The organism is Nonomuraea sp. CA-143628, assembly GCF_050942315.1.
Lineage (GTDB): Bacteria > Actinomycetota > Actinomycetes > Streptosporangiales > Streptosporangiaceae > Nonomuraea.
The window spans coordinates 911674-938477 of record NZ_CP192072.1 but is presented as its reverse complement, the minus strand read 5'-3'; the positions used below and the strand labels follow the sequence as shown (position 1 = coordinate 938477).

General features: G+C 69.5%; 26 protein-coding genes. 17 read left to right on the top strand and 9 right to left on the bottom strand.

Annotated features, from left to right (window positions below):
• Positions 1–2 precede the first annotated feature (2 nt).
• On the bottom strand, positions 3–656 hold the full coding sequence (locus ACQP2T_RS04535) for a TetR/AcrR family transcriptional regulator (RefSeq protein ID WP_433519709.1): 654 nt from the start codon (positions 654–656) through the stop codon (positions 3–5).
• 69 nt (positions 657–725) lie between these two features.
• Here ACQP2T_RS04535 and ACQP2T_RS04530 point away from each other — a divergent pair, with 69 nt between their 5' ends.
• Positions 726–2153 carry an MFS transporter gene (locus ACQP2T_RS04530; protein ID WP_433514934.1) on the top strand — a complete coding sequence of 476 codons (1428 nt, stop codon included), beginning with the start codon at positions 726–728 and terminating at the stop codon, positions 2151–2153.
• Between the two features lie 42 nt (positions 2154–2195).
• Here the strand turns inward: ACQP2T_RS04530 and ACQP2T_RS04525 are convergent, their stop codons facing one another.
• Both ACQP2T_RS04525 and ACQP2T_RS04520 read right to left on the bottom strand, forming a co-directional pair.
• Complete coding sequence (locus ACQP2T_RS04525) at positions 2196–4073, bottom strand: ABC transporter ATP-binding protein (protein WP_433514933.1); 1878 nt, start codon at positions 4071–4073, stop codon at positions 2196–2198.
• A gap of 50 nt (positions 4074–4123) precedes the next feature.
• A complete protein-coding gene (locus tag ACQP2T_RS04520) occupies positions 4124–6124 on the bottom strand; it encodes a PhoX family protein (RefSeq protein WP_433514932.1) in 2001 nt (666 codons plus the stop codon).
• A gap of 165 nt (positions 6125–6289) precedes the next feature.
• Here ACQP2T_RS04520 and ACQP2T_RS04515 point away from each other — a divergent pair, with 165 nt between their 5' ends.
• The gene (locus ACQP2T_RS04515; protein WP_397304181.1) at positions 6290–6730 is read left to right on the top strand and encodes a sterol carrier family protein; all 441 of its coding nucleotides are present in this window, start codon (positions 6290–6292) and stop codon (positions 6728–6730) included.
• On the opposite strand, the gene ACQP2T_RS04510 is transcribed toward ACQP2T_RS04515, so the two are convergent.
• The gene (locus tag ACQP2T_RS04510; RefSeq protein WP_433514931.1) at positions 6727–7758 is read right to left on the bottom strand and encodes a hypothetical protein; all 1032 of its coding nucleotides are present in this window, start codon (positions 7756–7758) and stop codon (positions 6727–6729) included. The genes ACQP2T_RS04515 and ACQP2T_RS04510 overlap by 4 nt on opposite strands.
• A gap of 142 nt (positions 7759–7900) precedes the next feature.
• On the opposite strand from ACQP2T_RS04510, the gene ACQP2T_RS04505 reads away from it, so the two are divergent.
• The 4 genes from ACQP2T_RS04505 (at position 7901) to purM (ending at position 11650) form a co-directional block, all read left to right on the top strand.
• Positions 7901–8305, top strand: a complete 405-nt coding sequence (locus tag ACQP2T_RS04505) for a MarR family winged helix-turn-helix transcriptional regulator (protein WP_433514930.1) — start codon at positions 7901–7903, stop codon at positions 8303–8305.
• A 93-nt stretch (positions 8306–8398) separates the two neighbouring features.
• Positions 8399–9145 carry an SDR family NAD(P)-dependent oxidoreductase gene (locus tag ACQP2T_RS04500; RefSeq protein ID WP_433514929.1) on the top strand — a complete coding sequence of 249 codons (747 nt, stop codon included), beginning with the start codon at positions 8399–8401 and terminating at the stop codon, positions 9143–9145.
• A 49-nt stretch (positions 9146–9194) separates the two neighbouring features.
• Positions 9195–10628, top strand: a complete 1434-nt coding sequence (gene purF, locus ACQP2T_RS04495; RefSeq protein ID WP_433514928.1) for an amidophosphoribosyltransferase — start codon at positions 9195–9197, stop codon at positions 10626–10628.
• A gap of 56 nt (positions 10629–10684) precedes the next feature.
• Positions 10685–11650, top strand: coding sequence for a phosphoribosylformylglycinamidine cyclo-ligase (gene purM, locus ACQP2T_RS04490; RefSeq protein ID WP_433519708.1), 966 nt, complete (start codon positions 10685–10687; stop codon positions 11648–11650).
• A gap of 332 nt (positions 11651–11982) precedes the next feature.
• Here purM and ACQP2T_RS04485 read toward each other — a convergent pair whose 3' ends face one another.
• Together ACQP2T_RS04485 and ACQP2T_RS04480 are read right to left on the bottom strand one after the other, a co-directional pair.
• The gene (locus tag ACQP2T_RS04485) at positions 11983–12195 is read right to left on the bottom strand and encodes a DUF3073 domain-containing protein (RefSeq protein ID WP_433514927.1); all 213 of its coding nucleotides are present in this window, start codon (positions 12193–12195) and stop codon (positions 11983–11985) included.
• Between the two features lie 151 nt (positions 12196–12346).
• Entirely contained in the window at positions 12347–13426 is a 1080-nt protein-coding gene (locus ACQP2T_RS04480; RefSeq protein WP_433514926.1) for a Glu/Leu/Phe/Val family dehydrogenase, read from the bottom strand.
• Between the two features lie 107 nt (positions 13427–13533).
• On the opposite strand from ACQP2T_RS04480, the gene ACQP2T_RS04475 reads away from it, so the two are divergent.
• On the top strand, positions 13534–14397 hold the full coding sequence (locus ACQP2T_RS04475; protein ID WP_357939630.1) for a hypothetical protein: 864 nt from the start codon (positions 13534–13536) through the stop codon (positions 14395–14397).
• A gap of 322 nt (positions 14398–14719) precedes the next feature.
• Positions 14720–14923, top strand: coding sequence for a developmental transcriptional regulator BldC (gene bldC / locus ACQP2T_RS04470; protein ID WP_013133571.1), 204 nt, complete (start codon positions 14720–14722; stop codon positions 14921–14923).
• A gap of 136 nt (positions 14924–15059) precedes the next feature.
• Here bldC and ACQP2T_RS04465 read toward each other — a convergent pair whose 3' ends face one another.
• The gene (locus ACQP2T_RS04465) at positions 15060–15671 is read right to left on the bottom strand and encodes a TetR/AcrR family transcriptional regulator (RefSeq protein ID WP_433514925.1); all 612 of its coding nucleotides are present in this window, start codon (positions 15669–15671) and stop codon (positions 15060–15062) included.
• A gap of 200 nt (positions 15672–15871) precedes the next feature.
• On the opposite strand from ACQP2T_RS04465, the gene ACQP2T_RS04460 reads away from it, so the two are divergent.
• The 4 genes from ACQP2T_RS04460 to ACQP2T_RS04445 all read left to right on the top strand — a co-directional run bounded on the left by ACQP2T_RS04460 (position 15872) and on the right by ACQP2T_RS04445 (position 19842).
• Complete coding sequence (locus tag ACQP2T_RS04460; protein ID WP_433514924.1) at positions 15872–16921, top strand: LacI family DNA-binding transcriptional regulator; 1050 nt, start codon at positions 15872–15874, stop codon at positions 16919–16921.
• Positions 16922–17017: 96 nt separating this feature from the next.
• A complete protein-coding gene (locus ACQP2T_RS04455; protein ID WP_225301664.1) occupies positions 17018–17272 on the top strand; it encodes a hypothetical protein in 255 nt (84 codons plus the stop codon).
• A gap of 117 nt (positions 17273–17389) precedes the next feature.
• Positions 17390–18241, top strand: coding sequence for an N-acetylmuramoyl-L-alanine amidase (locus ACQP2T_RS04450; RefSeq protein WP_433514923.1), 852 nt, complete (start codon positions 17390–17392; stop codon positions 18239–18241).
• Positions 18238–19842 (top strand): beta-N-acetylhexosaminidase, encoded by a 1605-nt coding sequence (locus tag ACQP2T_RS04445; protein WP_433514922.1) that lies wholly within the window; start codon positions 18238–18240, stop codon positions 19840–19842. Before ACQP2T_RS04450 ends, ACQP2T_RS04445 begins: the two co-directional genes overlap by 4 nt.
• A gap of 9 nt (positions 19843–19851) precedes the next feature.
• Here ACQP2T_RS04445 and ACQP2T_RS04440 read toward each other — a convergent pair whose 3' ends face one another.
• Complete coding sequence (locus ACQP2T_RS04440) at positions 19852–20631, bottom strand: aminoglycoside adenylyltransferase domain-containing protein (protein ID WP_433514921.1); 780 nt, start codon at positions 20629–20631, stop codon at positions 19852–19854.
• Between the two features lie 101 nt (positions 20632–20732).
• A complete protein-coding gene (locus ACQP2T_RS04435) occupies positions 20733–21785 on the bottom strand; it encodes a quinone-dependent dihydroorotate dehydrogenase (protein WP_433514920.1) in 1053 nt (350 codons plus the stop codon).
• 45 nt (positions 21786–21830) lie between these two features.
• Between ACQP2T_RS04435 and ACQP2T_RS04430 the strand changes: the two genes are divergently transcribed.
• The 5 genes from ACQP2T_RS04430 to ACQP2T_RS04410 all read left to right on the top strand — a co-directional run bounded on the left by ACQP2T_RS04430 (position 21831) and on the right by ACQP2T_RS04410 (position 26730).
• Entirely contained in the window at positions 21831–22205 is a 375-nt protein-coding gene (locus tag ACQP2T_RS04430) for a tautomerase family protein (RefSeq protein WP_433514919.1), read from the top strand.
• A gap of 82 nt (positions 22206–22287) precedes the next feature.
• Positions 22288–23667 (top strand): dihydrolipoyl dehydrogenase, encoded by a 1380-nt coding sequence (gene lpdA / locus ACQP2T_RS04425; protein ID WP_433514918.1) that lies wholly within the window; start codon positions 22288–22290, stop codon positions 23665–23667.
• Between the two features lie 91 nt (positions 23668–23758).
• Positions 23759–24403, top strand: coding sequence for a response regulator transcription factor (locus tag ACQP2T_RS04420; protein ID WP_433514917.1), 645 nt, complete (start codon positions 23759–23761; stop codon positions 24401–24403).
• Positions 24400–25608 carry a sensor histidine kinase gene (locus ACQP2T_RS04415; RefSeq protein WP_433514916.1) on the top strand — a complete coding sequence of 403 codons (1209 nt, stop codon included), beginning with the start codon at positions 24400–24402 and terminating at the stop codon, positions 25606–25608. The genes ACQP2T_RS04420 and ACQP2T_RS04415 overlap by 4 nt, the downstream gene beginning before the upstream one ends.
• A 105-nt stretch (positions 25609–25713) precedes the next feature.
• The gene (locus tag ACQP2T_RS04410; RefSeq protein WP_433514915.1) at positions 25714–26730 is read left to right on the top strand and encodes a hypothetical protein; all 1017 of its coding nucleotides are present in this window, start codon (positions 25714–25716) and stop codon (positions 26728–26730) included.
• Positions 26731–26804: the final 74 nt, after the last annotated feature.

The window sequence follows — 26804 nt, the reverse complement described above, 5'->3', positions numbered from 1 at the left end:
TTTTAACGTCTGGCCGCCAGCGCCTCCACGCCGCTGACCACCAGGTCCACGCCGAACGAGTCGTAGAACTCGACGGTCATCCCCTCGGCCATGGGGCCCGCCATCTCCACCAGGTTCGGGTACTTTTCGGCCGGCAGCGACTGCAGGCTCAGGCGCTTCACCCGGGCCATCTCGGTGATCTCCTCGGGGGTGCGGCCGCGGCGGCGGCGGACCGGGGCGTCGGCGATGGAGATGGCGCTCTGCAGCAGATAATTGGAGATCAGGCAGCACTCCTCCATGGTGAACCCCGCCGTCCGTGCCAGGCCGAGGGCCTCGTTCCAGACCGCGAGGAAGCTGGGCACCGCGACCTTGTCCACCTGTTCCAGCACGTTCCTCGCGCAGGAGTGGGTGCGCAGGACCCTGACCAGGCCCTCGACCAGCTCCCGTAGCCGGTCGCGCCACGGGCGGTCGTCGTCGCCCTTGACCACGAAGTCCAGGATCAGGTGGTCGGCCATGCCGATGAGCAGCTGGTCCTTGTTCTTGAAGTGCCAGTAGAGGGCCATCGGTGTCACGCCCAGGTCGGCCGCCAGGCGCCTGATCGTCACGGTGTCGAGCCCTTCGGCGTCGCCGATCTCCAAGGCCCGCTCGACGATGGCCTCCGCGGTCAGTTTTCCCATCACGGTTGACAACTATACGACGTACAAGTTCACTATACGACGTACAAGTACGGCGTATAGGAGACGGATATGGACCGGCGCTGGTGGGCGCTCACCGCGGTGACGCTCGGGACCTTCATGACCTACCTCGACAACAACCTGGCGAATGTCGCGCTGCCGACGATCCAGCGAGAGCTCCAGCTGACGATCTCGGGGCTGGAGTGGATCGTGAGCGGCTACATCCTGGTGTTCGCCGGGCTCATGCTGGTCGGCGGTCGGCTGTCCGACGTGTTCGGCGCCCGGCGGGTCTTCACTACGGGCTTGGTGATCTTCACGCTGTCGTCGTTCGCCGCCGGGCTGGCCGGTGACGGCACCACGCTGATCGCCGCCCGCGCCGTGCAGGGGGTCGGCGCGGCGCTGCTCACACCGACGGCGCTCGCGCTGCTGACCCAGATCTTCCCCGACCCGGGCGAGCGCGGCCGGGCCGTGGGCATCTGGAGCGCCTCCGGCGCGCTGTCGATGGCGCTCGGCCCGGTGGCCGGCGGCTTCATCAGCGAGCACCTGCACTGGGGCTGGATCTACCTGATCAACGTGCCGATCGGGATCGTCACGCTGGGTCTCGCGCTCTGGGCCGTCCGTCCCGCCTTCACCCGGGTACGGCACAGCCTCGACCTGCCGGGACTGGCCACCTCCGCGCTCGCGCTGTTCGCCCTGACCTACGCGCTGATCGAGGGCGACGCCGCCGGATGGACCTCACCGGAGATCCTGGCCGCCTTCGGCCTCTCCCTCGCGGCGGCGCTGGCGTTCCTGCTCGTCGAGGCGCGGGCCGCGGAGCCGATGATCGACCTGTCGCTGTTCCGGGCCAGGGTGTTCAGCGGCGGCCTGCTCACCATGGGCATCTGGTCGTTCGGCGTGTTCGGCATCTACTTCTTCAGCGCCCTCTGGCTGCAGAACGTGCTGGCCTTCTCCCCCACCGAGGCCGGCGCCGCGTACGTGCCGATGGCCCTGCTCATGGCGGTCACCTCGATCCTGTCGCAGCGGATCAGCGCGCGGCTGGGCATCGGCCCGACCGTCGCACTCGGGATGGCGCTGATGGGCACCGGCATCCTCATGCTCGCCGGGATCGGCGCCGAGGGCGGGTACGGCGACGTGCTGCCCTGGTTCCTGCTGTACGGCCTGGGCGGCGGCCTGCTGGTGCCTCTGACCTCGGCGATCCTCACCGGCATGCCCACGGGCAGGTCCGGCGTGGCCTCCGGGGTCCTGAACGTGTCACGCCAGGTGTTCGGGCTGCTCGGCATCACCGTCCTGGGCGCCATCCTGAACTCCCGGCAGAGCGCCAGCGACCGGCCGCCGCTGGCCGCCTTCCTCGACGCCTACCAGTTCACGCTGGTGCTGGCGGCCGTGCTCGTCCTGGCGGCGGTCCCGGTCAGCCTGTACGCCCTGCGCGCCCGCCGTACGAGTGACAGCCAGGTGAACCAGCCGCGAGCCGAGCGGCGGGAGCAGACGACCGCCGCCTGAGCGACCGAGCCGCACCCGCTCACGCGACCGAGCCGCACCCATTCACGCGGCCCCGACGGTGGCGGGCTCGTCGAACTGGGTGCGGTACAGCTCCTCATAGCGACCCCCGGCGGCGAGCAGCTCAGTGTGCGTACCCCGCTCGACCACCCGCCCGTCCTCGATCACCAGGATGACGTCGGCGGCGCGGATCGTGGACAGGCGGTGCGCGATCACCACGGCGGTCCTGCCCTGCAGAGCCTCGCCCAGCGCCTCCTGCACGGCCGCCTCCGAGGTGGAGTCGAGCGCCGCGGTGGCCTCGTCCAGGATCACCACCCTGGGCCTGGCCAGCAGCAGCCGGGCGATCGTCAGCCGCTGGCGCTCGCCGCCCGACAGCCGGTAGCCGCGCTCCCCGACCACGGTGTCGAGACCGTCGGGCAGGGACTCGATGAGCGTGGCCAGCCTGGCCCGGCCGAGCACCTCCCAGAGCTCCGCCTCGTCGGCCTCGGGCCGGGCGAGCAGCAGGTTGGCCCTGATCGTCTCGTGGAACAGGTGCCCGTCCTGGGTCACCATGCCGAGCGTGTCGCGGATCGAGTCGGCGGTCAGGTCGCGTACGTCCACGCCGCCGATCTTCACCGACCCCGAGTCGGCGTCGTACAGCCTCGGCAGGAGCTGGGCGATCGTCGACTTGCCCGCGCCCGAGGAGCCGACGAGGGCGACCATCTGGCCCGGCTCGGCCGTGAAGGAGACGCCGTGCAGCACCTCGACCCCGCCGCGCGAGTCGAGGACGGCGACCTCCTCCAGCGAGGCGAGCGAGACCTTGTCGGCGGCGGGGTAGGCGAAATGCACGTCGTCGAACTCCACGGAGACCGGCCCGTCGGGGACGCCGACCGCGCCCGGCCGTTCCTTGATCAGCGGTTCGAGATCGAGCACCTCGAAGACCCGCTCGAAGCTGACCAGCGCGCTCATCACGTCCACTCTGGCGCTGGCCAGGGCGGTCAGCGGCGTGTACAGGCGGGTGAGCAGCAGGGCCAGTGCCACGACCGAGCCGGGGTCGAGCTGGTCGCGCAGGGCGTAGAAGCCGCCGAGGCCGTACACGAGGGCCAGGGCCAGCGCGGACACCAGGGTGAGCGCGGTGACGAAGACCGACTGGGTCATGGCCGTGCGCACGCCGATGTCACGCACCCGCCTGGCCCGCGCGGCGAACTCCGCCGACTCGCGGGCGGGCCGGCCGAACAGCTTGACCAGCGTCGCGCCGGGCGCGGAGAAGCGCTCGGTCATCTGCGTGCCCATGGCCGCGTTGTGGTCGGCCGCCTCACGCCGCAGCCGGGCGATCCTGGTGCCCATCCGGCGCGCGGGCAGGACGAACACCGGCAGCAGCAACAGCGCGAGCAGCGTGATCTGCCAGGAGATCCCGATCATCACGATGAGGGTCAGCACGAGCGTCACGATGTTGCCCGCCACGCTGGACAGGGTGTCGGTGAAGGCGCGCTGCGCGCCGATCACGTCGTTGTTCAACCGGCTGACCAGCGCGCCCGTGCGGGTCCTGGTGAAGAAGGCGATCGGCATCCGCTGGACGTGGTCGAAGACCGCCGTACGCAGGTCGAGGATCAGTCCTTCGCCGAGCCCCGCCGACAGCCATCTGGTCACCAGGCCCAGCCCGGCCTCCGCCAGGGCGAGAACCGCGATCAACCCCGCCAGCCCGGCCACGATGCCGAACGTCTCACCCTTGACGATCGCGTCGACGACCCGGCCCGCGAGGACGGGCGAGACCACCGCCAGGGCCGCCATCACCACGCTCAGCACCAGGAAGTACGTCACCCGCCGCCGATGCGGCCGGGCGAAGGCGCCGACGCGACGGAGCGTCGCCCTGGACAGTGGGCGACGCTCCGTCTGGTTGTTCATCGAATACAGCTGATGCCATGCGGTCATTTCCATGCTCATGCATGGCAGCCTAGAAGCTCAACTTAACTTCAGGTCAAGCTGTTTTCCGGTCAGGCGCCGATCTTCTGGCCCTTGGCGTGCCAGACGACCGCGACCGACGGACGCGGCTGGTCTCCGTCAGGCCAGTGGCTGGCCGGCTTGTCGGGGGTGGCGCCGTCCAGCTCGCCCGGATGCTGCACCGCGACGAACACGCTGCGCTGGTCCTCGGTGACCATCGGGCCGCAGGTCTCCGCGCCGAGCGGGACCGTGAGGAACTGCCGCAGGTGCCCGCGCTCCTTGCCCCGCACGGGCATCACGAACATACCGTCGTTGCTGCCCAGCTGGTTGCCGTCGGTGGCGATCCAGAGGTTGCCGTCCCGGTCGAAGGCCACGTTGTCCGGGCAGGAGATCGGCGAGACCTTCGTCTTGTCGTAGCCGGCGAAGTAGGTCGCCGCGTCGTTCGGGTCGCCGCAGACCAGCGGGATCGACCAGGCGAACGTCTTCTCCCCCGCGTCGTCGCGCCGCTCGACGATCTCCAGCACGTGGCCGTGCTTGTTGGACGGGCGCGGGTTGGCCTCGTCGACCTGCGCCGCGGTGCGGTTGGTGTTGTTGGTCAGCGCCACGTAGACACCGCCGGTGACGGGGTTGCGCTCCATGTCCTCGGGGCGGTCCATCTTGGTCGCCCCCACCTTGTCGGCGGCGACGCGGGTGTAGACCAGCACCTCCGTGGCGGTCATGCCGTCCACGTACGACCTGTCGCCCGAGACCAGCGGGATCCACTGGCCGGAGCCGTCGAAGGCGCCGTCGGAGGGCAGCTTGCCCGACCCGTCGATCTCGGCGGCGGGGCTGTCGCCGGTGAACTTGGCGACATAGAGCGTGCCCTCGTCGAGCAGGTCCCTGTTGTGCCGGTCGTTACCGGGGATGAAACGGTTCTTCGACACGAACTTGTAGATGTACTCGAAGCGGGAGTCATCGCCCATGTACACGACCACGCGCCCGTCGCGGGCCAGCGTGGTGTTGGCGGCCTCGTGCTTCAGACGGCCCAGCGCGGTCCGCTTGACGGGCGTCGAGTCGGGGTCGAACGGGTCGATCTCCACGACCCAGCCGAACCTGTTGGCCTCGTTCGGGTGCTTGGCCAGGTCGAAGCGCTCCTCGACGCGGTCGAAGCGGCGGCTGCTCGACGGGGTGCCGGTGGTGATCGTGTAGCGGGAGATGTACGGCAGCTGCGCCGCCGGGACCTTGTCGCCGTTGACGAAGTACTGGTCGATGTTCTCCTCGGCCGTCAGCACGGTGCCCCACGGCGTGGAGCCGCCGGAGCAGTTGTTCAGCATGCCGACGGGGGTACGGCCCTTCGGGTCGGCGGCGGTCTTGAGCAGGTCACTGCCCGCGGCCGGGCCGCTGAAGCGCATCGGCGTCTGGGCGGTGACTCGCCGGTTGTAGCGCCTGCGGCCGGTGGTGACCAGCTTCCACTGGCCGGTGCCGCGGACGCGCTCGATCTCGACGACCGAGCCGCCGTGGGCGGCCAGCGCGATCTTGATCTGCTCCTCGGTGGCGGCGGCACCGGTGGTGTAGCCGCGGAACATCAGGTTCTCGTTGGTGTACTCGTGGTTCACCCAGAGCAGCCCGCGGTTGGCGCCCATCGGGAAGAGCGTGACGAAGTCGCAGTTGTAGCCGAACTGCTTGGCCTGCGCCTCGGGGCTCTGCTTGTCGAAGTCGAACGCGGGCGCGTCGGCCGTCACGGGGTCGCCCCAGCGCGCGACGACGCCCGAGGTGTAGCCCTCGGCGACGGTCAGCGCGTCCTCCTTGTTCGGCGGCACGGGGGTGAAGCGGATGCCGCCCGAGGAGTGGCCCATGAGCTCGGCCTCCGGCGGTTCCGTGGGGTCGGCCAGAGCCGGTACGGCCCCGGCGACGCCGACCCCGACGACCCCGGCGGCCAGGGCGCCCAGGGCGCCGGCGCGGAGCATGCCCCGGCGGGACATCGCCTCGGCGACCACATCGCCGAAGTAGGTGTTGTCACTGGTGTTGGCCACATCGTGCGCACAAGCGTTGCCGCAGCGGAACCGGCAGGTCATCGCCGATCGTCCAGATGTATGCGCGGGAAGCAGCGGTAGCAACCGGTTCGCCACAGTTCCTCCAAAATGAGCTGTCTTACGGCGGGGACGCTACGACCGCCATCGAAACCGCAGGTGAACGAGGACCTCCGACACGATGAACGCTTTCCACGACACAATGGTCAAGTGCCTTCGCGGAAATTGGACCCGGAAAAAATGCGGGCCGCACTGGACGCCCAACTCGTGGCGTTGGACGAACCGCCCTTCGACGGACCGTCCTCGGCGCTGGCCGACGCGCTGGTCTCCGCCGTGCTCGCCGCCTACGAACGGGATCTCCGGCCCGAGCGCGACGCCGCCCGGCAGGCCGTACGCCACCTGCTGGACCGGCTGGCGACCGCCGCGCCCGGCCGGACGGTGGAGGTGCGGGTGCCGCCGTACGCGGCCGTACAGGCCATCGCCGGGCCGCGGCACACGCGCGGCACTCCCCCGAACGTCGTGGAGACGGACGGCCGCACCTGGATCGAGCTCGCGCTGGGCCGCCTCACCTGGGCCGAGGCCATGGCGAAGGGCGCCGTCTCAGCGAGCGGCGCCCGTGCCGACCTGTCCGGCCATCTCCCGCTCTCCTAGCGGGTCCGCCTCATCCAGGGGAACTTGCTCTCGAAGCACTGGTCGGCGAGCTGGCCGGGAAGGTGGCCGCACTCCTGGACCACGCTCCAGAACCAGATGGCCACGACGGTGAAGATGATCAGGGCGAAGACGCTGACCGCGATGCCCGCGATGGCGCGGCCCCTGCCCACGCCCTTGCTGAGGGCGACGCAGCCGAAGACGATCGACAGGATCGCGGTGAGCAGGCCGGTGAAGCAGACGAAGACGAGGAACGGGCTGGCGACGCCCAGCACCAGCGAGGCCGTGGCCAGGCCGCTGCCGGGCGGGGCGGGAGGGCCGGCCTGATACGGCTGGTACGGACCCCCTTGCTGGTACTGACCCCCTGGCGGGTAGGCGCCCCCTGGCGGCGGGCCGTAGCCGGGGCCACCGCCACCGGGCGGGCCGCCGTACGGGCTGGAGGGCGAGGTGCCGGGCACGGCCGGGATGGGCTCGGTTCGAGGGGGCGGGCCCGGCGGCTGACCTTCCCCATAGGACGGGGGCTGCGGCCCGGTTTCCCCGTACGACGGGGGCTGCGGCCCGGCCTCCCCGTACGACGGGGGCTGCGGCCCGGCCTCCCCGTACGACGGGGGCTGCGGCATGAACGACGGCCGCTCCTCCTGCGGTGACGGCGGCTCACCCTGCGGCGAGGCCGGGGGCGGGGTCGGCGGCTCATAGCGCGGCGGCCCGCCCGGCGACGGCGGGACCTCGCCCTCGGGCGTGGTCGGCGGCTCGTAGCGCGACGGCGGCGTGGGTCCCGGTGCGCCGTTCCGGGGCTCCGCTCCTTCGTCGTCCCACCCCGGGTAGGACGGCCGCGCGCCCGGCGTCGGAAACACCTGGGTCTCCTCCGCCTCGCCACCCTCCTCCACCTCGGCCGGACCAGGGGTCTCGGGCGCGGTGGGCAGGTCGGGGTGGAACGGCTTGCCCGGCTCGCGGCGGGGCCGCGGCTCCTCCTCCGGAGGCTGGTCGCCGTCGTTCGGGCGAGGCTGGTTCGGATCCCCAGGTGTGGTCACGTCTGCGTCTCCCGACGGGTCTGTATGCCGGATACTTCACCTTTTCGCGGCTGACATCGCCAAAACCGCGCGACACGGTAAGAGCCCGCTCATCCTTGGGTCACCATGCGCCAAAATGGCAGGCGACGGGCAAGATGAGGACATGCTGGAAGAGACCCTGACCTACGCGTTGATCATGGTCATGAAGACGAAGCGCAACCAGATGGCCGCGGCCCTGGTCCCGCTCGGCCTGCACAGCGGCCAGGAGCTGCTGCTCAACCAGCTGTGGCGGGAAGACGGCCTCACCCAGAGCGAGCTCATCCGGCGGCTGGGCGTCGAGCCGCCGACTGTGACCAAGACCGTCCAGCGCCTGGAGCGGGCCGGCTTCCTGCACCGCTCGCCCGACCCCGACCGGCCACGGACGAGCCGGGTCTGGCTGACCGACGCGGGCAAGGCCGTCCGCGAGCCCGTGGAACAGATCTGGACCAGGATGGACGAAGAGCTGCTGAGCGCGTTCGACCCGGACGAGCGGGACATGTTCGGCCGCCTGCTGCGTGCCATGCCCTAACGACCCTTTCACTCCCAGCGAAACCGGCTTGCGGGCAGGCCTCACCTTGGAGTTAGCTGGCTAATTAGTCGGCTAACTACTAAGGAGTCCATCATGCACGTGCTCGTCACCGGCGGTTCGTCCGGCATCGGCGCGGCCACGGCCGTCGCCTACGGAGCCACGGGAGCCCGCGTCACCATCACCTATCACTCGGGCGAGGAACGGGCGGCCGAGGTGGTCAAGCGGGTGGAGCAGGCCGGGGGCAAGGCCACGGCCGTCCACCTCGATCTGGAGGACCACGCGAGCATCACCACCGCCGTGTGGGAGGCGGGCCCCGTGGACGCCCTGGTCGCCAACGCCGTGCGCTGGGGCACGATCATGCCCAACAGCGTGGCCTTCGAGGACGTACCCGCGGCGGAATGGACGGCCGCCCTGCACGCCAACGTGGTCGGCAACGCGATCCTCGCGGGGGCCGTACTACCCAATATGCGGCGGAACGGTTTCGGGCGGATCGTGTTCGTCTCGTCGGGCGCGGCGGAGGAGGGACTGCCGGGGCCCGGCGCGTACGGCACGGCCAAGATGGCCCTGCACGGCATGGCCCGCGCACTGGCCTGGGAGGCCGGCAAGGACGGCATCCTGGTGAACGTCGCCGCCGCCGGATTCACCCTCACCGAGCGCGAGCGGCCCGTCCCGCAGGAGGTCGCGGACGCGCTCGCCGCCCGCACGCCCACCCGGCGGCTCTCGACGGCGGACGACCTGGCGGCGCTGATCGTCTTCCTCGGCTCCGCGGCGAACCGCAACCTCACCGGAGAGATCATCCGCGACGGATCCAACGCCGGCCGCTCGGCGCACGCCCTCTGATCTGGCCCCCGGGTGCGAGCAGGGGAGCGGCCGACCTAGACTGAAGCACGTGCTGAAAGGCGACGGCCGGCTCGGCCATGACCTGGACCCCCAAGACCATGCTCCTAAAGACGCCTGCGGCGTCTTCGGTGTCTGGGCGCCAGGCGAGGAAGTCTCCAAACTCACCTACTACGGGCTGTACGCGTTGCAGCACCGCGGACAGGAGTCCGCGGGCATCGCGGTCAGCGAGGGCAGCCGCATCCTCGTCTACAAGGACATGGGCCTGGTCTCCCAGGTCTTCGACGAGTCGGTGCTCGGCACCCTCAGGGGGCACCTGGCCATCGGCCACTGCCGCTACTCCACGACCGGCTCCAGTGTGTGGGAGAACGCGCAGCCCACGCTGAGCTCCACCGACGAGGGCGGCCTCGCGCTCGCCCACAACGGCAACCTGATCAACACCCCGGAGCTGGCCCAGCGGCTGGCCCCCGGGGCGACCAGGGCGACCACCGACACCGAAGTGCTCACCACGCTGCTCGCCCAGGACGACCGGTCCATCGAGGACGCGGCGGCCGAGCTGCTGCCGCAGGTCAAGGGCGCCTACTCACTGGTGTTCATGGACGAGAAGACGCTCTACGCGGCCCGCGACCCGCAGGGCATCCGCCCGCTGGTCCTGGGCCGCCTGGAGCGGGGCTGGGTGGTGGCCTCCGAGACGGCCGCGCTCGACATCGTGGGCGCCACCTTCACCCGTGAGATCGAGCCCGGCGAGATGCTCACCATCGACGAGCGCGGCGTCAGGTCGCGCCGGTTCGCGCTGGCCGAGCCGAAGGGCTGCCTGTTCGAGTACGTCTACCTGGCCCGCCCCGACACCACCATCGCCGGGCGCGGCATCCAGGTCACCCGGGTCGAGGTCGGCCGCGCGCTGGCTCGCGAGCACCCCGTCGAGGCCGACCTGGTCATCCCGACGCCCGAGTCCGGCACACCCGCCGCCGTCGGCTACGCCCAGGAGAGCGGCATCCCCTACGGCCAGGGCCTGGTGAAGAACTCCTACGTCGGCCGCACCTTCATCGAGCCCTCGCAGACCATCCGGCAGCTCGGCATCAGGCTCAAGCTCAACCCGCTGCGCGAGGTCGTCGAGGGCAAGCGGCTGGTCGTCGTCGACGACTCGATCGTGCGCGGCAACACCCAGCGCGCGATCGTCAGGATGCTGCGCGAGGCCGGCGCTCGTGAGGTGCACGTACGCATCTCCTCGCCGCCCGTGGCCTGGCCGTGCTTCTACGGCATCGACTTCGCCACCAGGGCCGAGCTCATCGCCGGCTCGCTCAGCGTCGAGGAGATCCGGGCCTCGCTCGGCGCCGACTCGCTGGGCTACATCTCGCTGGAGGGCCTGACCAAGGCCACCACGATCCCCGCCGAGCGGCTGTGCCGGGCCTGCTTCGACGGCTCCTATCCCATCCCCATCGACCAGGACAACGTGGGCAAGTTCGTGTTGGAGAGCAAGGCGTGACGACGTACGAGGCCGCCGGGGTCGACATCGAGGCGGGCGAGCGCGCCGTCTCCCTGATGAAGGCCAAGGTGGCCCGCTCACGCAGGCCCGAGGTGGTAGACGACGCCAGCGGGTTCGCCGGCCTGTTCGACGCCTCGGCTCTGCTGCGCTACCAGCGCCCGCTGCTGGCCACCTCGACCGACGGCGTGGGCACCAAGGTCATGCTCGCCCAGCAGTACGGCAAGCACGACACGATCGGCGTCGACCTCGTCGCCATGGTCCTCGACGACCTGGTGGTGTGCGGCGCGGAGCCGCTGTTCATGACCGACTACATCGCCTGCGGCAAGGTGGTGCCCGAGCGCATCGCCGAGATCGTGGGCGGCGTCGCCGAGGGCTGCCGGCTGGCCGGGGCGGCCCTGCTCGGCGGCGAGACCGCCGAGCACCCGGGAGCCATGGGCCCCGACGAATACGACCTGGCGGGCGCGGGCACCGGCGTCGTGGAGGCGTCGGCGATGCTCGGCGCCGACCGCGTCCGGGCCGGCGACGTGGTCCTCGGCCTGGCGTCGTCGGGGGTGCACTCCAACGGCTATTCGCTGGTACGCCACGTGCTGCGCGAGTCGTCGCTGTCGCTCGACGCCGACCTGCCCGAGCTGGCCAGGCCGCTGGGCGCCGAGCTGCTGGAGCCCACCAGGATCTACTCGCTCGACTGCCTGGAGCTGGCCCGGAGGGTCGACGTCCACGCCTACGCCCACATCACCGGCGGCGGCATCGAGAGCAACCTGTCCCGCTCACTGCCCGGCCACCTCGACGCGGTCCTCGACCGCTCCTCGTGGACCCCGCCACCGATCTTCTCGGTCCTGGCGGGCTACGGCGGCATCGCACAGCAGGACATGGACAAGACCTTCAACCTGGGCGTCGGCATGGCCGCCATCGTCGCCCAGGAGGCAGCGGACGAGTCCATCCGCCTACTGACCGAACGCAACCAACCGGCCTGGATCATGGGCGAAATCACAGCAGGCACCGGCCAAGCCACCTACCGCTGACACACAGGGTGGGAGACCACGTAGAGGCACGGGCTGGCAGCGTCACGTAGACGCAGCGGCTGGCAGGAGTCACTGACGACACCTGCCAGCCGTCAGCACCCAGACGGTCGCACCGTCTTGTAACGGCGCCCAGCCCTGTGCGGGCTCAGCGGCCGTATTCCTGGAGGCCCTCAGCCCTGTACGGCGGGTGGGGCCAGCTGTGCTTGCCGTAACCCCAAAGGATCAAAAGGGGGTGGCGGCCAGCCGTAACCCTAAGAAGTAGAAACGCCAGGCGGCAAGAAAGCGCCCCACGGATGGTTGCCGTGGGGCGGCGTACTCAACCGGAACAACAGTTACCGGTCGTCGTCGTTCTTGCCGTAGTCGTCGGCGTAATCTGCATAGCGATCCGCCAGCTCATCGCTGAGGTCGTCGGCGGCGTCGTCATTGTCGCTGGAGTCTCCGACCCCGAGTTCATCGCGAAGACGATCAAGATCCGTGCCACCGCTGTTGTACTTCAGCTGGCGAGCAACCTTGACCTGCTTGGCCTTTGCTCGGCCGCGCCCCATTGGCTCGACCCCCTCGTGTGGGGTCGTCCCCGACCCCTCGTCGCTAACGCACCACACACTGACGCCGCCTGACTTTGGGCGTCAGCCTATCGTTCGCCTATTACCGTACCTGTTTTGTGCCCAGCTCGGTACGTCGTATGGGCGCGGGGCGTCAGCGGCCCAGCCAAATGCCCCTAATACGCCCGACTTCCGACATTCTGCGCTCGGCCAGCCTATCTGCTGCGACCGCCGGAGGGACGCCCTCGTCGGCCGCGATCGCGAAGATCTTCAGAGTCGTGTCGTAGATCTGGGTCGCCTTGGCTCTGGCACGCTCCATGTTGAAGCCTTCGAGCTCGTCGGCGACCTGGATCACGCCGCCCGAGTTGACCACGTAGTCGGGCGCGTAGAGGATGCCGCGCTCCGCGAGTTGCTTCTCCACGCCCGGATGGGCGAGCTGGTTGTTGGCCGCCCCGCATACGATCTTGGCGCGGAGGCTGGCCACCGAGTGGTCGTCGAGGGCCCCGCCCAGCGCGCAGGGCGCGAACACGTCGATGTCGGCCGCGATGAGCGTCACCGCGTCACCCACGACGTCGACCTCGGGGTGGCGCTGTCGTACGCGTTCGACCGCCTTGGGATCGACGTCACACAGGACGACGTCGGCGCCGTCCTCGCGCAGCAGATCGACCAGCCGATGGCCGACCTTGCCGACGCCCTCGACGCCGACCCGCCTGCCGCGCAGTGACGGCGAGCCGTAGACGCGCTCGGCCGAGGCGCGCATGCCCTGGTAGACGCCGAAGGCGGTGAGGATCGAGGAGTCGCCCGCGCCGCCGTGCGCCAGCGTGCGGCCGATCACGTAGCGTGACTCCCGGGCGATGACGTCCATGTCCTCGCTGTAGGTGCCCACGTCACAGGCGGTGATGTAACGCCCGCCGAGCGACTCGACGAAGCGGCCGTACGCGCGCAGCAGCGCCTCGCTCTTGTCCCGGCGCGGGTCGCCGATGATGACGGCCTTGCCGCCACCATGGTCGAGACCGGCCAGCGCGTTCTTGTAGGCCATGCCCTTGGCCAGGTTGAGCACGTCGGCCAGAGCCGCCTGCTCGCCCGCGTACGGATAGAACCTGGTGCCTCCCAGGGCCGGTCCGAGTGCGGTGTTGTGGATGGCGATGATGGCCCGCAGGCCGCTCTGCTCGTCGGCGCAGAACACGACCTGCTCATGGACGTCCTTGTGGGACGAACCGAAGACATCGGTCACGGTAGTGACTCCCTGTCCCGTGTCCGCCGCCCCGTTGCGACGGATCTCGTCTATCAGCGTAGTAGCGCGACGATGCGAGCCGGTTGTCTTCATGACACGATGCCTCCGTGCTGCCCTATGCCGCTTACCTCCGGGTCTACGAGCCGCTGACCGCGTTCGCCGAGTCCGAGCGCAAGGTCTGGGCCGAGTACGCCGAATCGCGTGATCGACCCCGCCGGGCCACCGCGCTCAACGCCGAGCACGCCGAGGCCGTCAGGCGCCTGCTCGGCATGCCGCCCCACCCGGCACCCGCGCAGGAGAGCCCCAACGCCTATCTGCGGCGCGTTGAGGACCGTCTCTATGTGTGTCCGTGGCAGACCCGGCTTCGCTCGTGGCTGGCCTTCTCAAGGCTGCGTGGCAGCACTCCTGCGAAGCTCATGGACCGGTTCGTGCCCAAGGCGATCGCCGAGCAGACCGCCGACGACTTCGACCGGTACAAGCGCACCGGTGACTCCGCCGCGCTCCGCACCCACATCCGCACGACGGCGTGGCACGTGCCACCGGCGTGGTTCGTGCCCTTCGACGGCAACGAGCGCTGGCTGGTGCTCGGCTCCGCGACGCCCGGACAGGACGTGACCACCACGACGGGCCGCAACCTCATCTACGTCACTTCCATGGCCCAGGCCAGGAGGCGCTCCGCGCGGGCGCTGCAGGTGCTGCGCAGGCACCTGGGCGACGTGGCGGCCAACCTGGACGTGGAGGACGTGGCCAGGTGGCTGGAGGAGTTCCACCCGCACTCGCTGGTCGAGCTCGACTACGGCGGCCTCGTGCGCCTCATGAATGATGACGCGCTGCAAGCGGATCAGTCCGTCGCGGAGCTCTCAGCGGCCCTCACGGGGCTGGACACGGGTCAAGAAGAGCTTGCCTACGCCATGTATCAGAGGGTGATCCTGCGCTGGAAGTCAATGCAACTTCTGGAATCTGCCAACTGAACCCCAATACAACCGTCTGACCTGCATAAGTAGGTCATGACTCGCGGCTGCTCTCTTCTGCGAACTGAGTAGTTTGCCGTTTTCACTGCGATACCACGAAACGTGTCGCTAGAATCACCGAGCGTGACATCGCCATGTGAGCGGGCAGTTGGGTCAAAGAAGGGCTCGCAAATCGCTCTGCGTGGCGGTATGGTCACTTCGGGTGATGCCGCATATGGCTCAGAAAAGCCGCACGCTCTGGGCTATAGGGGGACATCCGTGACACGCGCAAAGGGAGTCACAGGATCGCTGAGCCGGTCCACACGGAGGAGAGGCCGCACAAATGTCAGCTCGTACACCCGAGGCCGAGCCGCTGCTCACGCCCGCTGAGGTCGCGACCATGTTCAGGGTCGACCCCAAGACCGTTACCCGGTGGGCGAAGGCAGGCAAGTTGACGTCGATTCGTACCCTCGGCGGTCACCGGCGTTACCGGGAGACCGAGGTTCGCGCACTGCTGGCGGGGATTCCGCAGCAGCGCTCGGAGTAGTGCCGAGGTCGTCACGAACCTCAGGGGGGTTGAATGGTGGGCCGTGCTGGACAGCCCGGTCCACCCAGGTGACGACGTCATGTCGTAAATGGGGAGCTGGCGCCGCCCGCCCGGCGCCATCCTTCCCGAAGGGGACCTAGGCCAGTTGTTCCTTGGTCAGCAGATCCAGCAGCCGGTTGACCTCCGGGTCATAGCCGGCGGCTACTCCGAGTAGTGAGACCATGTGGTCCACGAGCATCTTCTCCAGCGTCGGACGCTCGATGTCGCGGTGTTCCAGCCAGTCGAGGCCGGCGGTCTCCACCGACGCGATCCACGATCTCAGCGTCGTGCGCAGCACCGGGCTCGGCCGCTCCACCCGCATCTGCCGCTGGATGAGCCGGAAGAGACGCTGCCGCACACCGTCGACGATCTCCCCGACCTCCCCCGCCCGGTTGGCGGGGCCGCCGCGGAGCAGCGCCGCGAAGCCGGCCGCGTGCTCCTCGACGAAGTCGAAGTAGCGCCCGAGCCCCGAGGCCAGCTCATCGAGAGGTCTGCCGCCGCCCTGCGGGCGCAGCCGCGACTCCAGCTGGTCGGCCGCGCTCTTCAGCGCCGCCACGTAGAGCTCCTGCTTGCCGCCGAAGTAGTGGTAGACCAATGCCCGCGAAGCGCCGGCGGCCGAGGCCACGTCATCGATCGAGACGTCTTCCGCGTCGCGTGTGCTGAAGAGTTCGAGGGCCGCGGCCATCAGCTCCTCGCGACGGCGATCCACGCTGAGCCTGCGCCGAGCCGGTCGGGCCGCTTCGGCTGACTTCCCGGGTGTCACAACAGCACAGTATCCGACGCCGTGCCTAATAGCGGACATGTAGCCAAGTGGTCAATATCAGCCTTCCCTAACATGAGGCCGTACCCTGCGGCGAACTCGATCGTTTGGTCAGACAGGTGCCCAACTTCGCATCGCGGGGGAGACACATGTCAGGACCACCCGTCAACTCTTCAACTATTACCGACCTCCGGGAGGTAGACGCGGTACCTCGGCCACGACCGACCATCCGCAACGTCGCCGAGCGAGCCGGCGTCTCGAAATCGCTGGTCTCGCTCGTACTACGCGGATCCCCGCACGTGAGCGAGCACCGGCGGCAAGCCGTGCTGCAGGCGGCCCGCGAGCTCGGCTACCGGCCCAACGCGGTCGCGCGGAGCCTCGTGGAAGGCCGTACCCACCTCGTCGGCGCGCTCGTCGCCGACCTGCACAACCCGTTCTACGCCGAGTTCCTCGACGGACTGCAGGAGAGCCTGCACGGCGACGGACTGCGCATGCTGATCGGCAACAGCCAATGGGACCCCGCCTTCGAGGACGAGGCCGTGGAGGCCTTCCTGGAGCTCAGGGTCGACGGGCTGGTGTTACTCGGCATCGCGCCGACCAGCGAGACGCTGATCGAGGCGACCTCCTACACGCCGACGGTCGTCGTAGGGGAACGTGACATCGAGCTCGACGGCGTCGACATCGTGGTCGACGACGACCAGCTCGGCGCCCGGCTGGCCATCGACCACCTGGTCGATCACGGCCACAAACGGATCGCGCACATCGAGGGTCCGCGCTCCTCACGCTGCGAGGGCTACCTCGTGGCGATGCGCAGGCACTCGCTGGCGCCCTACATCATGGTCGAGGCCGCGGAGTCGACCGAGGAGAGCGGCCGGCACGCCGCCCTCGCCCTGCTCAGCCGCGAACCCAGGCCCACGGCGATCTTCGCCGCCAATGACGTAGTTGCGCTCGGCGTCCTCTCGGCCGCCGCGGAACTGGGCCTGAAGGTGCCGGACGACCTGTCGGTGGTCGGTTACGACAACACCCACCTGGCCGCCTCGCACCACATCTCTCTCACCTCCGTCGACCAGCCGCGCCGTACCATGGGCCGGTCCGCGGCGGCACTGCTCAGCGACCGGATCGGAGACCCCGCGAAAGTAGCCCGCCTGCGCCAGGTGACCCCCGAACTCATCGTCCGGCGGAGCACGGGTCCCGTTTAGAGAGAGCCAAAGCTGGGTCAACCCGTGCGGCGGCGGCGCCGCACGGCGGTTTACTCGTCAGGGTCATGCGACACGATCTGATCCGGGGGGACAGCCATGCGTGATCCGGAACTGGTGTCCTGCGCCCAGCGCGCGGCGACCGAGCTCGAACGTGCCTGGGCGCAGTGGCGCGCGGGCCGGGACAGGGGCAGGGGTATCGACGTCGGTGCGGAGTCCGTGGCCAGCTACGTCGCCCATTCCCTCGACCACCCGTGGGGCCGCCCCCGTGTCGTCCTCGGCCTCGACGCCGAGGACGCCCGGGAGCTCGCCGCGCTGCTGGAGCGGCAGGAGGTGGGCGAACACGTCTGGTGAGCAGCCGTGCTCCCCGCAGGAGCCGCTCTTGACGTAGGTGAGGAGCCGCGCTCCCCACAGGAGCCGCTCTTGACATAAGCGTCAGGTGAGGACGCCGCTTGACGTAAGTTGGAGCGTATGCGTGCTCTTCCAGCGTCACTCCTCGCCGCCTGCGGCCTGATCGCCACCGCGTGCGGCGGCACCGACAGCGGTGGCGCCGCGGCAGGTCAGGCCGCCCGAGCAGCGGCGACGACCCCAGCCTCGGCCCCGGCGTCGGCGCCGACCCAGGCGAGGTCTCAGGCCCATGCCAAGCCTCAGGCGGTGGCCGGCCCGCTGGAGGGCAAGACCATCGTCATCGACCCTGGGCACAACGGCGGCAACTACCGCAATCCCACGGCCATCAACCGTAAGGTCAACGTGCTGACCAAATGGAAGCCGTGTGACACGACCGGCACCGAGACGAATAGCCACTACACCGAAGCCGCCTTCAGCTGGGACGTCTCCAACCGCATGGTCAAGATCTTGGAGGCCCGCGGCGCCAAGGTGAAGCTGACCAGGACCGACAACAACAGCGTCGGGCCGTGCATCACCCAGCGGGCCGCCATCGGCAACAAGGCCAAGGCCGACGCCGCGATCTCCGTGCACGGCGACGGCGCCCCGGCCACCGACCACGGCTTCCACGTCATCATGCCGAAGAAGATCAACGGCCCGGTCGACCCCGTCGTGGCCGACTCGAGCAGGCTGGGCATCGCGGTGCGTGACGCGTTCACGAAGGGCACCGGCCTGCCCTACTCCAACTACATCGGCCGCAAGGCCCTCGACTACCGCAACGACCTCGGCGGCCTCAACCTGTCGACCGTGCCGAAGATCTTCATCGAGTGCGGCAACATGCGCAACGCGGGTGACGCGGCCAAGTTCAAGGATCCCGCGTTCAGGCAGCGGATCGCGGTGGCGCTCGCCGACGGATTGCAGCACTATCTCAAAGCATGATTCCTCGCCCCAATCTGCTGAGTGATCTCTCCGCCTCCTACGAGCTGACCCCGGGTGCGGCCGTCTCGGGGCCCGATGACCTGGTCGAGGCCGTACGACTGGCGCTCCCGGTGCTCGACCTGCGGCCGGGCGACGCGGGAGCCGTCGACCTGCGGCACGACCCCGCGCTCGGGCCGGAGGCGTACCGGCTGGTCGTGGGGTCGCGCGGAGTGGAGATCACGGCGGGTGACCGGGCGGGCGCCTTCTACGCGGGACAGTCGCTGCACCAGTTGCTGCCGCACGCGTCCTACCGCTCGGCGTTGTCGGCCAAGGCGGCGTGGATCGTTCCCGGGGTACGGATCGAGGACGCTCCCCGCTTCTCGTGGCGTGGGTTGCACCTCGACGTGGCCAGGCACTTCTTCCCCAAGCGGGAGGTGCTGCGCCTGGTCGACCTGATGGCGACGCACAAGCTCAACCGGCTCCACCTGCACCTGGTCGACGACCAGGGCTGGCGGGTGGAGAGCAGGGCCTATCCGAGGCTGCACGAGGTGTCGTCGCACCGCTCGCGTACCGCGACCAACCACTACCGCGAGCCCGAGACCTACGACGAGATCCCGCACGGCGGCCACTACTCGCTCGACGACCTGGCGGAGATCGCCGCCTACGCGCGGGCCCGCGCCGTCACCGTCGTACCGGAGATCGACGTGCCGGGACACGCCCAGGCGATCCTGGCCGCCTATCCGGAGTTCGGCTCCTCCGATGAGGACTACCAGGTGCTGGAGCGGTGGGGCATCACTCCGGCCATCCTGTCCCCCATGCCGCCCACGGTGGAGTTCCTGACCACGATCTTCGACGAGTTGATCGGCGCCATCGGCGAGACCCCATACGTGCACATCGGCGGCGACGAGGTGGTCCTCGACCACTGGGCCGCCTCCCCCGAGATCACCGCCTACCGCGACTCACTGGGCCTGTCGTCCATGGGCGAGTTGCAGGCGTGGTTCCTGCGCCGGCTCGCCGACGCGCTCGCCGATCGCGGCGCGCGGGCGGTCGTGTGGGACGAGGCGTTCGTCAGCGGCGAGTTGCGGCACGACACGCTGGTGATGCCGTGGCGCGGGATGAGCGTGGGCCGCCGGGCCGCCGCGGCGGGCCACGAGGTGATCGCGACGCCGGTGTTCCCGCTGTACTTCGACTACGCGGAGTCCGCGTCGGCCGACGAGCCCGTGGCGATCGGCGACGCGATCACGGTCGCCGACGTCGCGGCCTTCTCCCCCGCCCCGGACGACTGGTCCGAGGAGGAGCGGTCGCGGGTGGTCGGGGCGCAGGCCCAGCTCTGGAGCGAGCGCATCCCTGACGCCCGTACGCTCGACTACCGGGCGTGGCCGCGGGCGTGCGCCCTGGCGGAGGTGGCGTGGTCCGGCTCGGCGGGGAGCGACTTCCCGGCCCGTCTGACCGAACATCTCGGCCGGCTCGACGCGATCGGGGTGGAGTACCGGCCGCTGGACGGGCCCAAGCCGTGGCAGCGGCGCAGGCCGCACCGGCCCGCCGCCGTACGCGTGGCCGACGTCATGACGCGGCTGGACTCGATGACCCACGACGCGGAGTCGACCAGGCCCAGCGTGTGAGGGCCGGGGTCACATCTCCAGGATCATGGTCATGAAGGCCAGCAGGTCGGCCCGGCGACGGAACGGATTGCGATAGAGCGCGGGGCCGCCCTGCCTGATCCGCAGCGCCTCGCGCACGATCCGGTGCCAGCGCTCGTGGAAGGCCTCCAGCGCGTATTCGCCGGCGGCCGACTTCGACGTCACCTCACCCACCGCGAGCGTCTGGCGCAGGCGGGCGATGCCGAGCACTCCCCACGTGGTCTGGTAGTCGCTCAGCGCGGCCACGCCCGGCCAGGAGATCCGCCGGGCACTGCGCTGGACCCACCTGGTCCAGTACGTCGCCAGGTTCTCCCTGGTCTTCCGGGCGAGGGTGTCCCAGTCGGTGTGGATGCCGAGCTGGGCCGCCGCCGGTCCTCGCACCGCGACCCCACCCTGGGCGAGTACGTGCCAGGTGACCAGGTGTCGCTCGGCCCGTCCCGACTCGGTCAGCCGCCATTCGCGCACCGACGGGCCGTCGGGGGCCTGTGCCGGGTCCTTGCGCAGGTCGTCCCAGGTCACGTAGAGGCCGTCGAAGTGCGGCTTGGCCCCGCTGGGCTTCAGCTCGGCGTGGATCGTACGAAGGACCGCTGGATCGGGCGACCGGCTGGTCACGGCGACGAAGTCGACGTCGCTCACCCGCGGCCGGTAGTCGTCCAGCGCGATCGACCCCTGCAGGTACAGCCCCTCGACCAGACCGGGCGCGTGGCGATCGGCCAGTGCGAGGTAGTCCCGGCAAAGACGCGAGGGTATGTCAGGCAGATCATCGAGCATCCGGGAACCCTAGCAACGCCGGGAAACGCACGCGGTCCCGTTTCCGGGATCGCATTTTCCAGGTCACGCGCTTAACACCGTACGTTCTCGCGTCGCGCGCCTCAGGCCGTACGGCCGATGGCTTCGGAGATCGAGGTGAGGCCGTGGCGGCGGACGCGGCGGGCCAGCTGCCGGTGGATGCGCGCGGCCCAGAACGGCCCGCCGTAGATCCACCCGGTGTAGCCCTGGACCAGGGTGGCCCCGGCGAGCAGGCGTTCCCACACGTCGTCGACGTCCTCCACGCCGCCCACCGAGACCAGCGTGAGCCGGTCGCCGACGCGGGCCCGCAACCGGCGCAGCACCTCCAGGGAGCGGGCCTTGAGCGGGCGGCCCGACAGCCCGCCGGTCTCGCCGCTGTGCCGGATCGTGGTGTTGGTCGCGATGATCCCGTCGAGTCCCAGCTCCAGCGCCAGGTCGGCGACGGCGTCGACGTCCTCGTCCGCGAGGTCGGGCGCGATCTTCACCAGCAACGGTGTGCGGCGCGGCGTGCCGTCCGCGACCAGCTTCACCGAGGCGAGCAGCGGGCGCAGCAGCGACACGGCCTGCAGGTCGCGCAGCCCAGGCGTGTTGGGCGAGCTCACGTTGACCACGAGGTAGTCGGCCAGCGCCGCCAGCTCCTTGGCGCTGGCCACGTAGTCGGCGACGGCCTCGGACTCGGGCACCACCTTGGTCTTGCCGATGTTGACCCCGACCACGACCGGGACCCCACGGGTGCGGCGCAGGCGGCGCGCCGCGGCGGCCGCCCCGGCGTTGTTGAACCCCATCCGGTTGATGACGGCCCGTCCCGGCACCAGCCTGAACAGCCGGGGCCGGGGGTTGCCGGGCTGGGCGTGCGCGGTGATGGTGCCGACCTCGACATGGCTGAAGCCCAGGGCGGCGACGCCCTCGGCGCAGGCGGCGTCCTTGTCGAACCCGGCGGCCAGGCCGAGCGGTCCGGGGAAGTGCACGCCGAACGCGCTGACGCGCAGAACCGGGTCGTGCGGCGCGAGAGCTCGGTGGAGCAGCCGCTTGAGCAGGGGTAGCGCCGAGAGCAGCGCGAGGGCCCTGACAGTCAGATGGTGCACGGCCTCGGCGTCGAAACGTCGCAAGACCTGCGTGAACACGAGGCGATACATCAGGGGTCAGGGTACCAATCGCGGTGACTCCCTATATTGACTGGCATGGCACAGCTCAAGATCTACGGGCGTCGTGACGCGTGGGCCGGGCGGCAGCGGGAGCTCTCGGACCTCCTGCACTCCTGCGTGGTGAGCGCGTGGGGCCTGCCGGAGGACAAGCGGTTCCACCGGTTCCTGCTGTTGGACGCCGAGGACTTCGTGTGCCCGCAGCGCGGCCCGAACTACCTGATCATCGAGGTGGTCTGCTTCACCGGCCGCAGCGACGAAGCCAAGCGGGCGCTGATCCGGACGATCTATGAAAGATCTCAGCTCGACGCTGAGGACGTGGAAATCACCATCATCGAGATGCCCAAGGTCAACTGGGGCATTCGCGGGGTTCCGGCGGACGAGCTGGCCCTGCCGTACAAGGTGGAGGTCTAGGTTCGGCCGAGCGGCTCGGCCAGGGCCTTGACAGAGGGGCGAGGTTCAGGAGTGGAGTTGGGCGGGCGGTATGGTCCGACTCATGAGCACTCACTATGACGTCGTCGTTCTCGGCGCGGGTCCCGGAGGGTACACGGCCGCGGTCCGCGCCGCCCAGCTCGGGCTGCGCGCAGCGGTCATCGAGGAGAAGTACTGGGGTGGCGTCTGCCTGAACGTGGGCTGCATCCCGTCCAAGGCACTGCTGCGCAACGCCGAGCTCGCGCACATTTTCCACAACGAGGCCAAGACCTTCGGCATCAGCGGCGAGGTCACCTTCGACTACGGCGCCGCCTTCCAGCGCAGCCGCAAGGTGGCCGACGGCCGGGTCAAGGGCGTCCACTACCTGATGAAGAAGAACGCCATCACGGAGTACGACGGCCGCGGCACCTTCCTCGACGCCAACACGATCCAGGTGAACGGCGAGACGATCACCTTCGCCAACTGCATCATCGCCACCGGGGCCAGCACCAGGCTGATCCCGGGCACGTCGCTGTCGGAGCGGGTGGTGACGTACGAGGAGCAGATCATGACCGATCAGCTCCCCGGCAGCATCATCATCGCGGGCGCCGGCGCGATCGGCGTGGAGTTCGCGTACGTCCTGCACAACTACGGCGTCAAGGTGACGATCGTGGAGTTCCTCGACCGGATGGTCCCGCTGGAGGACGCGGAGGTCTCGGCCGAGCTGGCCAAGCGTTACAAGCGGCTCGGCATCGAGGTGCTCACCTCCACCCGCGTCGACGGCATCGAGGACACCGGCGCCACGGTCAAGGTGACCGTCACCCGCGACGGGCAGCAGCAGGTGCTGGAGGCCGACAAGGTGCTGCAGGCCATCGGCTTCGCGCCGCGCGTCGACGGCTACGGCCTGGAGAAGACCGGCGTGGCCCTCACCGACAGGGGCGCGATCGCGATCGACGGCCGGTGCCGGACGAACGTGCCGCACATCTTCGCCATCGGCGACGTGACCGCCAAGCTGATGCTGGCGCACGCCGCCGAGTCCATGGGCATCATCGCCGCCGAGACGATCGGCGAGGCGGAGACCATGGAGCTCGACTACGTGATGATCCCGCGCGCCACCTACTGCCAGCCGCAGGTGGCCAGCTTCGGCTACACCGAGGCGCAGGCCCGTGACCTGGGCTATGAGGTGAAGGTGGTCAAGTTCCCGTTCACCGCGAACGGCAAGGCACACGGCCTGGGCGACGCGAACGGCTTCGTCAAGATCATCAGTGATGAGAAGTACGGCGAGCTGCTCGGCGCGCACCTGATCGGCCCGGAGGTGACGGAGCTGCTGCCCGAGCTGACGCTGGCCCAGCAGTGGGACCTCACCGTGCACGAGGTCGCGCGTAACGTCCACGCCCACCCGACGCTCGGCGAGGCGGTCAAGGAAGCGATCCACGGTCTCTCGGGACACATGATCAACATGTGACGAAGCGCTCGGAGGCGCGCGTCGGGGCGGCCGGTGTGCCGGACAAAGGCGCTTATTCGCGGCTAACACCCGACCCGCCACGCTCGACCCCATGCGAGTGCTTGTCGTGGAGGACGAGGAAGAACTGGCCGACGCGGTCGCGCGCGGCCTGCGGCTGCACGCGATCGCCGTCGACGTGGCCTACGACGGGCAGGAGGCGCTGAACCTGGCCTCGTACGTCGACTACGACGTCGTCGTCCTCGACCGCGACCTGCCCGAGGTGCACGGCGACGACGTCTGCGGCGAGCTGGCGAACTCCAGCCGGATCCTCATGCTCACCGCCGCGGGGCAGGTCCGCGACCGGGTCGACGGGCTGTCTCTGGGGGCCGACGACTACCTGGTCAAGCCGTTCGCGTTCGCCGAGCTGGTGGCCAGGATCCGGACACTGGCCCGCCGGTCGTCCCGGGCCGCGCCGACGCCGCTGGAACGGGCCGGGATCCGGCTCGATCCCGGCCGCCGTACCGTGACCAGGGACGAGCGGGCGGTCGCGCTGAACCGCAAGGAGTTCGACGTCCTGGAGCAGCTGCTGCTGGCCGGCGGCGACCTCGTCACCTCCGCCGAGCTGCGCCGGCGCGTCTGGGACGAGCACGCCGACACGGGCACCGGCGTGCTGCGCGTCACGATCACGTCGCTGCGCAGGAAACTGGGCGCGCCGCTCGCGGTCCAGAACGTCCCCGGCAAAGGCTACCGGCTGTGACGCGGCTTTGGCCGTGGGACCGGCTCGGGCTGCGCGTGCGGCTGGCCCTGCTGTACGGCGGGCTGTTCTTCGTCGCCGGGTCGATGCTGCTCTGGGTCACGTACCTGCTGACGGCTCGGGCGATGAACACGCAGTTCGTCACGAAGTTCGGCGGCCCGCTGATCGCCGGTACGGAGGAGGTGCCGCCCGACGCCGGCTCGCCCGTCCGGCAGGTACGGGTCGATGTGGAGCAGGGCGCGGCCACCGTGCTGAGTGACATGCTGCGGTCCTCGGTGGTGATCATGATCGTGATCGGGGTGATCGCGTTCGTGCTCGGCTATTTGGTGGCTGATCGGGCGTTGCGGCCGTTGGATCGGGTGACGGAGACGGCGCGGCGGTTGTCGGAGAGTACGTTGCATGAGCGGATCGGGTTGCGGGGTCCGCAGGATGAGGTCAAGCGGTTGGCCGATACGTTCGATGCGATGTTGGATCGGTTGTATCGGGTGTTCGAGGCGCAGCGGCGTTTTATCGGTAATGCTTCGCATGAGTTGCGTACGCCGTTGGCGATCAATCGCACGATTTTGGAGGTGTCGCTGGAGGAGCCGGCGGCCTCACCCGATCTGAAGGCGCTGGCTCGTGCGTTGCTGGGGACCAATGCCCGTTATGAGCGGTTGATCGAGGGGTTGCTGCTGCTGGCCCAGTCGGAGCAGGAGCTCGCCGTTCGCAAGCCCGTGGAGCTGCCGCGGATCGTACGAACCGTGCTGGAGCAGGTTGAGCTCGCCGCCACGAAGCGGCACATCACCGTGCATCAGGATGTGCGGCAGGCCGTGGCCGTGGGCGATCCGCTGTTCCTGGAGCGTTGTGTGTTCAACCTGCTGGAGAACGCGATCAAGTACAACGTGCGCGGGGGTGAGGTGTGGTTGCGGCTGCGGCAGGAGGGTGACGAGGCGGTCGTGGTGGTGGAGAACACCGGGCCGCAGGTCTCGCCGTACGAGGTGGACGACCTGTTCGAGCCGTTCCGCCGGTTGCAGGGTGATCGGGTGCGGTCGGCGCGCGGCGCGGGGCTGGGACTGTCGATCGTCCGGGCCATCGTCGACGCGCACGGCGGCACGGTGACGGCCGTGGGCCGTCAGGAAGGCGGCCTGGCGGTGACCGTACGGCTGGCGGGCGCGGCTCACGTGACCGCCGGCCGCGCACGGGGGCGGTCACTGGAGACCGCACCCTGAGTTGCGCGAATTGTCGAGGTTGTGTAGGGGTGGGCTGCTCGTACGTTTGAGGAAAGGTCGTCCATGGGACAGGAACCCGACGGTCAGGGGAGCTCGACGGCTTCGGTGCGGAGCTCTCACCTGTGGCGACTGGAAGCGTCGCCGTCCACCTTGGAGACGATCGCCGACTCCTGGCGGGCGCTGGGGACCAAGGCGTCCTCGGCGGAGGGCAAGGTCCATGACGCGGCACAGGCCGTCTTCAACAAGGACGAATGGGTCGGCGACTCCGCCGACGCCTTCAACAAGTACCGCAAGAGGCTGACCAGCGACATGGAGCTGTTCAGCGCCCAGGCCGGGAACGTCGGCGACGTGCTCGACAGCATGGCCTCCGTCCTCCAGACGTACCAGAGCCTGCTCGACGACGAGTGGGACAAGCTCAAGCACGTACCCGTGACCGAGGATCTGAACGGCCTGACCTTCCGCCCGAAGAACGCCGACCAGGCCACCCTGGTCAGTACGGCGATCAGCACCGCCACCGAGATGCGCACACGGCTCGACGACCTGCTCGACGCCAAGCGTCAGGAACTCGCCTACTACAAGGAGCAGTTCGAGGCGCACGCCAAGCAGTGGAAGCCGCGCACGCTGACCATGCTCAACCTCAACGTGGGCCAGGGCGCGGGCAACGCCTGGCGCGACAAGAACGGCACGGACCCCGGAGACATCCCCGGCATGGCCAAGCTGATCGCCGGCTCGGGCGCCGACGTCGTGACCCTCCAGGAGGTCTTCAAGAAGGACATCGACGCGGGCTTCAAGGCGAACAGCGCCGTCGACCTCAAGCACAGCCTCGAGCGGGAGACCGGCGTCAAGTGGGAGGTCCGGTTCGAGGAGGCGAGCAGGAAGTACCAGGCGAGCGACTCCATCCCGATCCTGGGCGACAACTGGCACCAGCCGTTCGGCAACGCGGTCCTCGTACGGCAGGGCGACTCCATCGAGAGCGTGGGCGGCGGCGAGAACATCAAGCTCGACGCCCCCGGCAGCAAGATCACACTGCCGGGGAACGCGCCCGGCATGGGCAACGTCGAGATCGAGGACGGCGAGGGGCGGTCGGCGGCCAAGACGGAGATCAGATTCAAGCCCCGGTAGCGTCACGCCACGTCGCGGGTTGGGTCGGGTCGTGTCACCGGTCGGGTCGTGTCACCGGTCGGGTCGGGGACAAG